This window comes from Maritimibacter sp. UBA3975 (assembly GCF_002384975.1).
Classification (GTDB): Bacteria; Pseudomonadota; Alphaproteobacteria; order Rhodobacterales; family Rhodobacteraceae; genus Maritimibacter.
Genome location: NZ_DGCP01000009.1, coordinates 749,839 through 762,969 on the forward strand (window position 1 = coordinate 749,839; position 13,131 = coordinate 762,969).

Sequence of the window (13,131 nt, forward strand, 5' to 3'; positions counted from 1 at the left end):
GTATAACTCGCAAGCCTATCAGAGCCACAAAAAGTGCCAATAACGTAGAGATCGTATAATGCATGGTTCTGCGCTATCCCTCCGGCGCCGCCTCCCGCCCATCCGTTACGCCGCTGATGAGGTTCGTTTCCACGAGCCGTTGCGCGAGCGAGCCGCGCGGTTTGCCGATCTCGTCAAGCGACCTCCGACGCTCCGCCAGTGCCACGCGCGCCAGTGCGACGGCTTTCTCCGGATCGACCAGTGCAATGCGCAGCGTGTCACCGGGACGGGCCTGCGCCAGACGGTCCGTCTCGGTCGACAATAGAGTGGCGATCTTGGGATAACCGCCGGTGGTCTGATGGTCCGCGAGCAACACGCTCGCCACCCCGTCGCCCGCGACCTGCACGGCCCCGCGCAGGAGCGGCTCCGACGGGATCGACAGCGCATCGCGCAAGGGCAGCTCGGGGCCGTCGAGCCGCACGCCCATCCGGTCGAAGGCGGAGGTCACGCGGAACGTCTCGCCGGTCAGCCGGTCGAGCGCGCCGGGCGCGAAAAGGGCTTCCTGCGGGCCGGCGACCGCCGAAAGGCGCAGGGGGGCGGTGGGCGGACCCGGCGCGGGGATGGCGCCCTCGCGGTCTTGCGTAACCCACGCGTCCCGCACGATCACGTCCTGCCCTGCCACGAGCCTGCCCCCACCGAAGCCCGACACCGCATGGGTCGCGGCCCGTCCGAGCCAGCGCTCGCAGACCAAATCGCCCGCCACGGCAACATAGCACCAGCTCCCCCAGGTTCCCGCGCGGATGGCGAGGGTTTGTCCGGGCTCCAGCCGCAGGACCGCCCATCCGTCGCGCCGCGTACCGTCGTGGTCGAGTGTGAAACCGCCGCCGCAGACCGCGATACTTACCGCGCCCTCACGACAGGACAGGGAGAGACCGCCCATCGACACCTCGATCGCCGTCGCGCCAGAAGGCTGGCCGAGCGCAAGGTTCGCGGCGGCATGTGCGAAACGGTCCATCGGGCCGGAGGCAGGCACGCCATAGCGCATCCAGCCGAACCGTCCCGCGTCCTGGAGGCTCACATGAGGTCCGGCCGCCTCGACCCTGAGCCGCGCTTCAGCCATCGGTCCGTCCGTTCAGCGCCCTACGCTCCACACGCTCGAACCGGACCCTGTCGCCCACGTCGAAGAGAAAGGGGTGGTCGGTGTCGTCGGTCAGGATGCGCGTGGGCGAGCGTCCGATCACCGACCAGCCCGTCGGCATGGTCAGTGTCGTGACGAGGCATTGGCCGCCCGCAATGATAACGCTCCCGGCAGGCACGTCGCGCACGGCTGCGGATTTGCGTGGCACCCGGATCGCCTCGGGCACCCCCGACATATAGGCATAGCCGGGCGCGAAGCCGTACATCCTGACGCGGTAGTCACCCGCGAGATGAGCCTCGATGACCTGGTCCGGCGTCAGTCCGGTGGCCTCGGCAACCCGTGCGAGGTCGGAGGCGAAGTCAGCGTCATAGCAGACCTCAACGACCCGGTCCTGTCCGGCAACCGGGGCGTCCTCGATGTGCCCAAGGCGTCCTTCGACCTCCTGCTGCACGCCCGCGTGGTCCGTCACTTCCGGGTCGAAGTCGATGAGCAGGTTGACCATCGCCGGGATGCACTCGGTCATCCCCTCGGGCGGCGTTTCTCGCAGAACGCGGTCGAGCGCGAAGACCTGCGCGCTGACCGTATCCGAGATTTCGTCGCCGAAACTCACGAGCAGCCCGTGATCGGCCACGGCGCGGAACCGGGGCCAGTCGCTCACGATTGCTGATCCCGCGCGATGAAGGGAGCGATGGTGAAGCCTTCCGTCGCAAGCGCTGCGCGGATCGTGCGCGCGGTTTCCACCGCCGAAGGGTTGTCGCCATGGACGCAGATGGAATCGACGTTCAGCGAGATATCTCCCCCGTCCTTCACCGGCATCTTGCCGGTCTTGAGGAAGTCGACAAGGCGCCGGGTCGCCTCCCGCGCGTCGTGGATCACCGCGCCCTCTTCCGATCGGGGCACGAGGCGACCATCGGCGCGGTAGGCGCGGTCCGCGAAAACCTCGCTGAAGACCTCGAGCCCGGCCTCCCGCGCGGCATCCTCCAGGGCGGTACCGGAAATCGCCAGAACCCCGAGGTCAGCTTCCATTCCCTTGATCGCGCGCACCACGGCGGCGGCGATTTCGGGCTCCTCACAGGAGAGGTTCGACAAAGCCCCGTGCGGCTTGACATAGCCCACGTCGGCCCCCGCCAGAGCGGCGACGCCCATGAGGCTTCCGATCTGGGCGGCGACCATTCGCGTGATGGCGTCCGCCGACATGGGAATCACGCGTCGCCCGAAGCCTTCGCGGTCGGGATAGCCCGGATGCGCGCCGATGCTCACGCCGTGTTCGGCGGCGGCGCGCAGGGTGTCGAACATCACGTCAGGGTCGCCCGCGTGCCCTCCACAGGCGACGTTGGCGCTCGTCACCAACCGGAACATATCGGCGTCCTGCCCCATCACCCAGGGGCCGTAACTTTCGCCAAGGTCGGCGTTGAGGTCGATCCGCATGGCGCTCTCCGTCTTCACGTCTCGCGCCCATCATGGACGAGCCCTGCGGCGGAGGCCACAGGGCATCGCCCGTTCGGTCAAACGTAGCGGTTCACGATGTTCTCAAGGATTTCCTGCCGACCGGAGCGGGGCTGCGGGTCGATCCCCTCAGCGAGCACGCGCTCGGCGATCGTGTCGAGATCGGAGGTGAGCATGGCTTTCGCCTCGGGTGTCTCCCAGCCAGCATAACGGGCCTTGCGCGCCTCTTCGAGCGCCCCATCCTCAATCATCCTTGCCGCCGCTTTAAGCCCGCGCGCACAGACATCCATCGCGCCGGCATGGGCGGCGATCAGGTCCTCGGGGTCGAGCGACTGGCGCCGCAGCTTCGCGTCGAAGTTGGTGCCGCCGGTGGCGAACCCGCCCGCCTTCAGGATCTCGTAATAGGCCAGCGCGACCTCCGGGACATTGTTGGGGAACTGGTCAGTGTCCCAGCCGGACTGATAGTCGTTACGGTTCATGTCGATGGACCCCAGAACACCAAGCTCCCGCGCCAGAGCCAGTTCATGCTCAAAGCTATGGCCAGCAAGGATCGCGTGGCCCTGCTCGATATTCACCTTCACCTCGTTCTCCAGCCCGAAACGCTGAAGGAAGCCATAGACCGTAGCGACGTCGTAATCGTACTGGTGCTTGGTCGGCTCCTGCGGTTTCGGCTCGATGAGGATCGTCCCCTCGAATCCGATCTTGTGCTTGTAGTCCACGACCATCGACAGGAAGCGGCCCATATGCTCCAGTTCTGCGCCCATGTCGGTGTTGAGCAGCGTCTCATAGCCTTCGCGCCCGCCCCAGAGGACATAGTTCTGACCACCCAGCCGGTGGGTCGCGTCGAGGCATGTCTTCACGGTCGCCGCCGACCACGCGAACACGTCCGGGTCCGGGTTGGTCGCCGCGCCGGACATGAAGCGGCGGCTCGAGAACATGTTGGCCGTGCCCCAGAGGAGTCGGACCTTGGACGCCTCCATCTTCTCTTCGAACAGGTCGATGATCGCGTCGAAGTTGGCCTTGCTCTCGGCGAAGGTGTCGCCTTCGGGCCGGATGTCGGCGTCGTGCCAGCAGAAAAACGGAACGCCCAGAATCTCGAACATTTCGAAGGCAGCATCGGCTTTCATCCGGGCGGCCTCCATCCCGCCATCGAACCAGGGCCGGTCGAAGGTGCGCCCGCCGAAGGGATCGCCCCCCTCCCACGCGAAGCTGTGCCAGTAGGCGACCGCGAAACGCAGGTGGTCTTCCATGCGTTTGCCCATGACGACCTCTTCCGGGTCATAATGGCGAAAGGCGAGGCCTTGGGCCTCGGGGTCGTAGGCAAGCGGGCTCTGTCCGTTGAAAAAGCTCATGTGGGTCAGTCTCCTGTATCGGCCGGCCCCGGCTGGGGTGGCAGGTTATCCTTGACGAAAATGGTGGGGAGGATCGGCTCCAGCTTTTCGGCCGGGCGACGGTCCGCGAGGGCACGAAGGGTGGCGACCACGCGGCGCACCGCCTCCTCCGGACGTTGGTCGAGCACCATGTCGATCTGCCCGGTTTCAAGCGCTGCGCGCGTATGGGCGACGAGTTCATGCAGCACGACGAAAGGACGCGGCCGGTCAGCGGGACGAGCGGCCAATGCGCGCACGAGGCCCGCATTTCCGGCGCCCGCGTTGTAGATTGCGGTGATGGTTGGATCAGCCGTGAGCGCGTCGCGCATCTTGCGCTCGACGATCTCGGAGCTGTCGCGCCCCTCGATCTCGGGGGCCAGCGAGAGCTGCGGGCCGTCGGCCAGCACCGCGCGCAGGCCCGAAAGCCGGTCGGCGTGGTCGCGGGCCGAAAGTGCGCCAAGGACCGGCAACACCCGCCCGGGACGACCGGCATGGGCCATGAGGATCATCCGCCCGGCCGTGCGCCCGGCAACAACGTTGTCGATCCCCACATAAGCTGCGCGGTCCGCCGCCGTCATATCGGAGACCAGCGTCAGCAGATGGACCCCTGCCCCGGCGAGTCGCTCCGCCGCCGCTGCGACCTCCGGCCCCTCGGTCCCGACGACAGCCACACCGTCGATGTCCGCGTCGGCCAGACCGTCCAGGTGGGACGCCAGCGTCGCGGAATCGAAGGCAGGGACCGTGTCGACACGCAGATCGAACCGTTCTGGCAAAAGGCGGTCGCGTGTCTCGGCCAGAATCGCACGCATCCGTGCGAAAAACGCGTTCTGACCGTCGGGCAGGATGACGGCGAAGCGGTAGATCCTTTGTTGGGCAAGGTTCGCCGCTGCGACGTTCCGCACATACCCCAACGCCTCGATTGCTTCGAGAACCCGGCGCGAGGATTTCTCGGCCACCCGGCCCCGACCGTTCACCACGCGATCCGCAGTAGCATAGCTGACACCGGCGCGGCGCGCGACGTCCGTCAGTGTGGGCAGCTTTCCGTCCATTCGGCTCCTCCGCGGGCACATTGGCGACGCGGGGACCACGGGTCAAATCATTTTTGCAATACGTCTATCATTTTACTGCCAGGCAAGGCGCCGGTCGCGATGTTGTCCGTTTCAGGAGCCGGTCGTCTCAGCGCGGATGCGGCGGCGCATCTGGCGCTCATAGAGACAGGGAGACAGGCGCATCAACAGCGACGCCAGCGTGGCCACCCGCCCGACCGGGATGAACGCCCGCCCCTTCGCGACACCGCGCAGGATGATGTCGGCGGCGGCGTCGGGCTGCATGTAGTCGATCCCGTCCTCAGCGGCACCCGGGCGCAGGATTCCGTCGTCGCGGCGCTCGGCCCGTCCGATATTCGTCGCCACGAAACTCGGTGCCGCGATCAGGCAGCGCACACCGAACGGAGCCTCCTCTGAACGCAGCGAAGCAAAGAATCCCTGCATCGCGTGCTTGGAGGCGGCATAAGCCGTGCGGTGATGAAGCGGCGCAAACCCGGCGACCGAGGTGATGGCGAGGTGCGTGCCGCCGCTCTCGCGGATCGGCTGGAGAAAGGCCCGCGCCATGTCGACGGCCGCGAAATAGTTGATGTCGAATACGCGCCGATGGCTCGCACCATCCGCCTCGCCGAATGGCACGATCTGGGACACGCCCGCGTTGTAGATCACCATGTCGATGCTTGGGCGGTCCGCAACGACTTGCGCGGCCGCCCGGTTCAGCGCGGCGGCATCGGTCAGGTCCACACGGACCGGTGTGCGGCTTTCGCGGGCCTCCAGTCCCGTGATGTCGATGTCCAACAACACACAATGCCAGCCACCGGCCTCCAGCCGGTCTGCGAGCGCGCGGCCCAGCCCGCCATTTCCGCCCGAGATCACTGCCGTCTTCACAGTCCCGCCTCCCGCTGCCATAGATCAAAAACCTCCGCCGAGGTGAGTTCAGGCGTGTAGCCGAAGTCGCGCTTGAGCCGGTCGTTGTCCAGCACAGGTCGAAATTGCAGGAACCGCACCTGTTCCGGTCCATACTGGATCAGACCCAGCGGATGGCCCACCGCGAGCGCGGTTTTGAGGACCCACGCTGGCAGCCGCAAGACAGGTTTGCCCAGTTTTTCGGCCAGGTCCTCAACAGACAGCCAGCCGTCGCCTGCCACGTTATAGATACCCGCCGGACCGACGGTCGCGGCTTGTTCCACGATCCGGGCGAGGTCACGGGTCCAGATGAAGACGAACGGGCTGTCGGCCCCCCGGATCGCGAGCAGCCGGGGCCGGTGAAAGAGCGCCGTGATCTGGTTCTCGACCCCTGCGCCCAGCACAGTGCCGACGCGCAGGACGACCTGTTCAAGCGCAGGATGCCGCACCCGGGCCTCCGCCAGAATCTCCTCCATCTGCCGCTTGTGGTCGGCATAGGCGAATTCGGGATTGCCACGACACGGCGCGTCCTCGGTCAGCGGCACGGGATTGTCGGGGTGGTAGCCATAGGCTGCGCCGGAACTCGTCACCACAAGGCGCCGTACACCGTGCCGGATGCAGGCCTCCAGCACGTTGCGGGTTCCGGTCACGTCGACCGCATAAGCCTGCGCGCGCGTCATGCCCGGCGGCGGCGTGACGATGGAGGCAAGGTGGACGACGACGTCGGGACTCTCTTCGCCGATTACGGTATCGGGGTCCGCACCCGTCACATCCATACGGCGAAACCGCACGTCTTCCGGCAAGGCACCGCGCGCGAGATCGGTGGCGACCACGTCGTCGCGCGGCAAAGCCTCGGCCAGCGCGCGACCGACCATGCCTGCCCCGCCGGTCACGAGAATACGGCTCATCGCGCAGCCTCGGTCCGCCCCAGGACGCTCGCCAGTGCGAGGCCTGAGATCGCGTGCCAGATGCCCCAGAAGGCCGCGACCACGGCCATGCCGCCGAGTCCACCGAAAAAGGCGAAGATCAGGACGAGGCCGAGGCCCGAATTCTGGATGCCAGTCTCGATGGTGATCGACCGGCGGTCGAACGGGGAAAGCCGGGCGAGCGTGGCCGCGGCGAACCCACCGCCCAGCGCGAACGCGTTGTGCAGAATGACGAGGCCGATGATCCCGCCGGCGTAAGCGAGGAACTGCGTCCAGTTGGACGCGAGCGCAACCGCGACGAAAGCCACGAAGATCGCCATCGACAGCCATTGCAGCGGCTTGCGCAAACGGCGCGTGATCTCGGGCCGCTTGGTGTTGAGCGTGACACCCAGCACGAGCGGCAGGACCAGCATGAGCCCCACCGTGATCGCGATGCGCACCGGGTCGATTTCGGTTGCGCGCAGTATCTCGGCGGAGGGGCCGTACAGGCTCCCCCAGAACGCGATGTTGAGCGGGGTAAGGATGATGGCCCCGACCGTCGCGAAGGCCGTCAGGGACACGGACAGCGCGGCATTGCCCCCCGCCCGGTGCGTGATGAAATTGGAGATATTGCCGCCCGGACACGCCGCGACAAGGATAAGCCCGAGCGCGACCGAGGCTTGCGGCTGGGCCGCCAGAACAAGCAGAAAGGTCAGTGCAGGCAGCACCAGGAATTGCGACACCAGCCCGACCACCAAGGGTTTCGGCGCGCGCGCAAGGACCCGGAAATCGCGGGGCGTAAGGTCGATGGCGATGGAAAACATCACCACCGCGAGGATGCCGTTCAGCAGCGTGAGTGAACTTGCCGAAAAGTTGAATACCGCGTCGTCAATCATGCCCGTGACCCTTTCAGCTTGCCGATCCAACGGGTCACGGCGCTTCGGTATGTCGCCTTATCGACGTAGTAGGCCATGCGCGGCAGGTCGATGTAATCCATCCCCCCGGTCGCCCGCGTGAAGCCCTCGGCCTTGGTTTTTTGCAGTTCCTGCGCCTCGGGCGCCCCGGCCCTGAGCCCTTCGATGTAGCGCACGACCATCTCGGCCTGTTCATGCCGCCCCTGCCAGCCCAGCCCCGAGGCCTCGACCATGCCGAGAACGAAGAGGTCGTCGCGCTCCGGGTGCATACAGTTGAGATAGAGATGCGGCGCGTCGCCCTGCCAGTTGAGCAGCGCATCGTCGATAAACGGGTAGTCCAGCTTGTAGCCGGTGGCCGCGAGGATCATGTCGTAGTCCGCATGGCTGCCGTCCTTGAAATGCACGCGCCTGCCATCGAACCTGTCCACGTCGGGGCGGATCGTCAGGTCGCCGTGGCCCGCGTGGTAAAGCACCAGCGAATTGACGATGGGATGGCTTTCGTACAGCCGGTAGTCGGGCTTCGGGAACCCGTATTTCTGAGGATTGCCGACGAACCATTTGAGGATCGTCCCGTCCACAATCCGCTTGAGCGCCATAGGCAGCTTGATCGCGCCGCCCAGCGTATCGGCGGGTTTGCCGAAGACGTATTTGGGAACGAAATAGTAGCCGCGCCGCATCGACAGGTCGCAGGACGCGCCGTGGTGGATCGCATCCACCGCGATGTCGCAGCCGGAATTGCCCGCGCCGATCACCAGAACACGCTTGCCGTCGAACTGGGTCGCGTAGCGGTAGTCGGAGGAGTGGATCATCTCTCCGCTGAACTGTCCTTCAAACGTGGGCATGTTCGGGGTCGAGAGTGTCCCGTTCGCGATCAGAAGCCCCGTGAACTCTTCGGAATGCTCTCCGTGCGCGTCGCGCCACGTCACCCGCCAGCCGTCTCCCGACCCGCCAAGCGGTGTGCACGAAAGGACCTCGGCCCCGAACCGGAAATGGCGGTTCAGGTCGAACTTGTCCGCGAATTCATCAAAGTAGCGCTTCATCTCGCGATGGGACGGGTATTCCGCGACTTCCTCGCGCATCGGGAAATCGGTGAACTCGGTCATCGTCTTGGACGAGATGAGGTGCGCGGTTTCATACATGGTCGAGCGGGGGCCATCGATGTCCCACAAGCCGCCGACCCCGTCGTTGATCTCGAATCCCTGAAAATCGATCCCGTGCTGGGCGAGCAGCTTTGCAGTTGCCAGCCCCATCGGCCCGGCCCCGATCAGGGCGAGGCGCGCGCGCGCTTCTGTCATATTGTCCTCCCGTTCTGCCTGTTAGATTGAACAAATGTTCAAAATAAGACAAGCTTGGACTATGACCGCGGTCCAACCACAGGAATCCAAACGACAAAGAGCGCCCTCCAAGCGGTCTCTGGCGACCCGCGAGAGGGTGCTCGACGCTGCCGAGGCGGTCTTTGCATTGCGCGGATTCGAAGGTGCGACGATTCGCGATATCGCGGCCGAGGCCGGCGTGCCCGTCGGCACGATCCACCACCACGGCGGGGGCAAGGAGGCCCTGTTTCACCAGACCATCGCGCGGCGGGCCGAGACCCTCTCTCGCGCACGGCTCTCGGCCATTCAGCGGGTGCGCGCGGAAGGCCCCATGACACTCGAGGCGGTTCTGGCAGCCTTCATCCGGCCCTTCTTCGAATTGACGGACCAAGACGGGGGATGGCGGCACTATGCCCGGTTGGTTGCATTCGTCTCGGTAGACGACCGGTGGCGGGCGCTTTCGGCTAAGTTCTTCGACCCGACGGCCGAAGTATTTTTCGCCGAGCTTCTCGCGCTGCTGCCGCGTGCATCACGGCCGCAGATTGCCGAGAGCTTCGTTTTTTCCGTCTCCGCCATGCTGGCGCTGCTCACGTCACGCGAGCGAATCGGGGTGTTGAGTGGCGAAGACGCCGCACAGGAGGACCAGATCGATCATCTCATCCGCTTTTGCGCGGCGGGACTGCGGGGCTGATAGGGCAGATCAGGAATAGGCCGCAGGCACCAAACGCGTAAGGTGAGCCAGGTTCTTGAGTCCGATCTTGATGTGCGCCATCGGGCGCGCGCGGACCAGTTCCTTGTTCATGTAGGCCTCGAACGTCAGGCGCTGCACATCAACGTCATGGCACAGTGAGACGAAGCGCTCGCGGCGTTCGTCGGACCGGTAATAGGCGTTCTGCATCGAAGCGAGCACGCGAAAGACCGTCTTGTGTTCCTTCATGAATAGACGCCGCGCAAGCGTCAGGTCGCGCACCCGGCCTGTCGAAAGGCAGGCGGCCGCCGCCGTCGCTGCCACGCGGCCCCCGACCATGGCGTAGTAGATCCCCTCGCCCGAGCTCGGCGCGACGACACCGGCGGCGTCCCCGGCCAGCACCACGTCTTGCCCGTTGTCCCAGCGATCCAGCGGCTTGAGCGGGATCGGCGCGCCTTCGCGGCGGATGGTCCGGCACGCGGACAGGCCGCTCGTGGCCCGAAGGTCCGCGGTCGCCTTCTTCAGGTCGAAGCCGCGCACCATCGACCCCATGCCGACACTGGCCTTGTCGCCATGCGGAAAGACCCAGCCGTAGAAATCGGGGGAAATGCGGCCGTCGTAAACCACGTCGCAGCGGTCCGCGGCATAGGCGCCCGCCGTTGCGGGCGCTTCGATGATCTCGTGATAAGCAATGACGTAGGGGATTTCCGCGCCACCGGGCACTTCCTGCCGCGCCACCTGCGAGCGGGCTCCGTCCGCGCCGATCACCAGCCGCGCCGCGATGGAATTGGTGCGCCCGCTGTCCTTGTCGCGGTATTCGACACGCAGTTCGGGATCGCGGATGATACGCTCATAGGTGCCGGTGAAGAAGTCAGCCCCGGCATCCACGGCGCGGGCGCGCAGGAATTCGTCGAAATCCTCGCGGTCGACCATGCCGACGAAGCCGTCGTCGATGGGAATGTCGACCCTGCGCCCGGTGGGCGAGACCATTCGCGCCGTGCGGATGCGGGCGACGATCAAGTGTTCGGGAATGTCAAAATCGGCGATCAGGCGCGGCGGGATCGCGCCACCGCAGGGCTTGATCCGCCCGGCCCGGTCCAGAAGTGCGACAGTCAGGCCCGACCGCGCGAGGTCTTCGGCAGCGGTGGCCCCTGCCGGCCCCCCTCCCACAACGGCGACATCATACATGGTCATTCTCCCGGAACGAGGGTTGCGGTGGCAATCGGCCTTGGCGCCATCACGCGGAACGCCATGACCGCGGTGAGGACGAAAAGCGTGGCTTCGAAAAGGAACACGGCGCCAAAGGCCGGTGCGTCCGACATCATTGTGCGTGCGATGTCCACGGCACCGGCGCCCATCAGGCCGCCGAAGCCGGCCGCGAGGGCTTGAGCGGCACCCCAGAGACCCATGCGGGTACCGACGCGACCGCCCCTTCCCTCACCGGCCAGCGCCATCATCGAGGCGATTGCAGCGACGGCGAACATACCGTTGAAGAACCCGAGAAGGACGACCGCCGGCACAAAAAGCTGCGCGAACGCGGAACCACCAAGAGCGGAGATCACGGCGAGCGTTCCAGCTGAGCCGAGGCAGCCTGCGATAACCCAGCTCCGGAGACTGCCGAGCTTGAAGCCGGTGGCCGCGACGCCAACGGTCAGCATACCTAGGAAAACGCCGCCGTTCTGGGCTCCGGAGAGCGAGGTCGACTGGCCCGGCGTGAAGCCGAAGACGAGCCCGGCATAGGGTTCGAGGATAAGCTCCTGCATGAAATAGGCCGTCATGGACAGGAATACGAAAATCGTGAAGTTGCGCGCGCGCGGTTCGGACCAGACCTCGCGCAGACCATCGATGAAACGGGCATTCTCCTGCGGTTCCGTCTCGACCCGCGCCCGACGTTCGACACGCCAGACCGCGAGGATCGTAAGCAGAACGGCACCACCGGTTACGCAGGCGACCACTTCAAGAAGGCGGGCGTGGGTGTAAGGGTCCAGGAATGCCCCGGCTGTGCCGGCCGTGACGGCGATACCGGCGATCATCATGAGCCATGTGATCGTGGCGGCGGCCGCGCGCAGACGGGGTTCCGTGACCGAAGCCAGAAGCGCGAGGAGCGACGTTCCAGAGGCCCCGACGCCAAGACCGATGAGTGCGTAGCTCGCGATAGACAGGGCGAGCCCTGCTGCGAACGAGGTCTCGAAGAGCACCACCCCGAAGGCCGCACCGAAAGCGCCCAGCGCCAGGGCCGCCATGCCCCCGATGATCCAGGTCGTGCGCCGCCCGCCCGCGTCGGACAGGAAGCCCCAGTTGGGCCGCGTGATCTGGATGCCGTAATGCAGCGCCACCAGAAGCCCCGGAAGGACGGCAGGCAGCGCCATCTCGATCACCATGAGCCGGTTGAGGGTGGAGGTCGTCAGGACGACGATGGCACCCAGCGCCATCTGAACAAGCCCCAGTCTGAAGATCGTCACCCAGCCTTGCATATCCTAGCCTCCCATACCGCGTAGGGCGAAAGCCGCGATCATCATTCCACTGACGTAGAACATCACGCCGGTCGCGTTGTACCAGGGCGCACGGCCCTTCGGATCCGTGAGCAGCCGGCGCATGGCCCAGCCTTGTGCGCCGAGCAGCGCGGCGATGGCGAGTGCGTGCCACGGACGGTCCCAGTAAGCGAGCAGAGCAACCACCAGCACCTGCGGCACCGCCATGACGATGCAGGCGACCCGCGCGGCCTTCTCTGGCCCGAGCGCAACCGGGAGCGAGCGCACGCCGGTCTGCAAGTCACCTTTCAACGCCTTGAAATCGTTGAGCGTCATGATCCCGTGCGCCCCGAGTGCATAGAGCAGCGCAAGGATGACGACGGGCCAGGCCGGAGCGCCTGCTGACAAGACAGCGGCGCCCGTAAACCAAGGCAGGCCCTCATAGCACAGACCGACGAGCCCAGGCCCCCAAACGCCGGAGCGTTTGAGCCGGACGGGTTCCGCCGAATAGGCCCAGGCGGCGATCACGCCGAAGACGGTCGCACCAAAGCCCCAAGGGCCGAGTTGCCAACCCAGCGCGAGCGCAAGGCCGGTCATGGCCAGCGCGACCCAGAGGCCCCAGCGGCCCGGAACGGCCCCCGACGGGATCGGGCGGTGCGGTTCATTGATCGCGTCGACATGCCGGTCACACCAGTCGTTCGCGGCCTGGCTCATGCCGCAGACCACCGGACCGGCAAGGATAACACCCAAGATGACGAGGACCGGCGCCTGTCCGACAGGCACGCCGGAGGAGACGACACCGCAGAGATAGGCCCAGATCGGCGGAAACCAGGTAATAGGCTTGATCAAGGTCAGCAGCGCACGCGGCTGCGGCCATGTCTGAGCGGGATGTAACTCGGTGTGTAATTTTTCCGTGACACTCATAGTGTCAACTTAAACATACACTTCGATTCTGGAA

13 protein-coding genes are annotated in these 13,131 nt (G+C 65.8%); 1 reads left to right on the top strand and 12 read right to left on the bottom strand.

Annotation, left to right across the window (positions count from 1 at the left end; translation table 11 throughout):
• Positions 1-73: 73 nt before the first annotated feature.
• The 9 genes from B2585_RS08835 to B2585_RS08875 form a co-directional block, all read right to left on the bottom strand.
• Positions 74-1,099 carry a biotin-dependent carboxyltransferase family protein gene (locus B2585_RS08835; protein ID WP_292022081.1) on the bottom strand — a complete coding sequence of 342 codons (1,026 nt, stop codon included), beginning with the start codon at positions 1,097-1,099 and terminating at the stop codon, positions 74-76.
• Positions 1,092-1,775, bottom strand: a complete 684-nt coding sequence (locus B2585_RS08840; protein WP_292022083.1) for a 5-oxoprolinase subunit B family protein — start codon at positions 1,773-1,775, stop codon at positions 1,092-1,094. Before B2585_RS08840 ends, B2585_RS08835 begins: the two co-directional genes overlap by 8 nt.
• The gene (locus B2585_RS08845; RefSeq protein ID WP_292022085.1) at positions 1,772-2,545 is read right to left on the bottom strand and encodes a LamB/YcsF family protein; all 774 of its coding nucleotides are present in this window, start codon (positions 2,543-2,545) and stop codon (positions 1,772-1,774) included. The genes B2585_RS08840 and B2585_RS08845 overlap by 4 nt, the downstream gene beginning before the upstream one ends.
• A 77-nt stretch (positions 2,546-2,622) precedes the next feature.
• Positions 2,623-3,915, bottom strand: coding sequence for a xylose isomerase (xylA, locus tag B2585_RS08850; protein ID WP_292022087.1), 1,293 nt, complete (start codon positions 3,913-3,915; stop codon positions 2,623-2,625).
• 5 nt (positions 3,916-3,920) lie between these two features.
• Entirely contained in the window at positions 3,921-4,982 is a 1,062-nt protein-coding gene (locus tag B2585_RS08855; RefSeq protein WP_292022089.1) for a LacI family DNA-binding transcriptional regulator, read from the bottom strand.
• Between the two features lie 111 nt (positions 4,983-5,093).
• A complete protein-coding gene (locus B2585_RS08860) occupies positions 5,094-5,864 on the bottom strand; it encodes an SDR family NAD(P)-dependent oxidoreductase (RefSeq protein WP_292022091.1) in 771 nt (256 codons plus the stop codon).
• A complete protein-coding gene (locus tag B2585_RS08865; RefSeq protein ID WP_292022094.1) occupies positions 5,861-6,790 on the bottom strand; it encodes an SDR family oxidoreductase in 930 nt (309 codons plus the stop codon). The genes B2585_RS08860 and B2585_RS08865 overlap by 4 nt, the downstream gene beginning before the upstream one ends.
• On the bottom strand, positions 6,787-7,683 hold the full coding sequence (locus B2585_RS08870) for a bile acid:sodium symporter family protein (RefSeq protein WP_292022096.1): 897 nt from the start codon (positions 7,681-7,683) through the stop codon (positions 6,787-6,789). Before B2585_RS08870 ends, B2585_RS08865 begins: the two co-directional genes overlap by 4 nt.
• Positions 7,680-8,996 (bottom strand): flavin-containing monooxygenase, encoded by a 1,317-nt coding sequence (locus B2585_RS08875; protein ID WP_292022098.1) that lies wholly within the window; start codon positions 8,994-8,996, stop codon positions 7,680-7,682. The genes B2585_RS08870 and B2585_RS08875 overlap by 4 nt, the downstream gene beginning before the upstream one ends.
• 61 nt (positions 8,997-9,057) lie before the next feature.
• Here B2585_RS08875 and B2585_RS08880 point away from each other — a divergent pair, with 61 nt between their 5' ends.
• The gene (locus tag B2585_RS08880; protein ID WP_292022100.1) at positions 9,058-9,705 is read left to right on the top strand and encodes a TetR/AcrR family transcriptional regulator; all 648 of its coding nucleotides are present in this window, start codon (positions 9,058-9,060) and stop codon (positions 9,703-9,705) included.
• Between the two features lie 9 nt (positions 9,706-9,714).
• On the opposite strand, the gene B2585_RS08885 is transcribed toward B2585_RS08880, so the two are convergent.
• Genes B2585_RS08885 through chlG form a run of 3 tightly spaced genes read right to left on the bottom strand, consistent with a single transcriptional unit; the run spans position 9,715 to position 13,097 of the window.
• Complete coding sequence (locus B2585_RS08885) at positions 9,715-10,890, bottom strand: geranylgeranyl diphosphate reductase (protein WP_292022776.1); 1,176 nt, start codon at positions 10,888-10,890, stop codon at positions 9,715-9,717.
• Positions 10,891-10,892: 2 nt separating this feature from the next.
• Positions 10,893-12,176, bottom strand: coding sequence for a BCD family MFS transporter (locus B2585_RS08890; RefSeq protein WP_292022102.1), 1,284 nt, complete (start codon positions 12,174-12,176; stop codon positions 10,893-10,895).
• Between the two features lie 3 nt (positions 12,177-12,179).
• Positions 12,180-13,097: a chlorophyll synthase ChlG gene (gene chlG, locus B2585_RS08895; protein ID WP_292022104.1), complete on the bottom strand. Its 918-nt coding sequence runs from the start codon at positions 13,095-13,097 to the stop codon at positions 12,180-12,182.
• Positions 13,098-13,131: the final 34 nt, after the last annotated feature.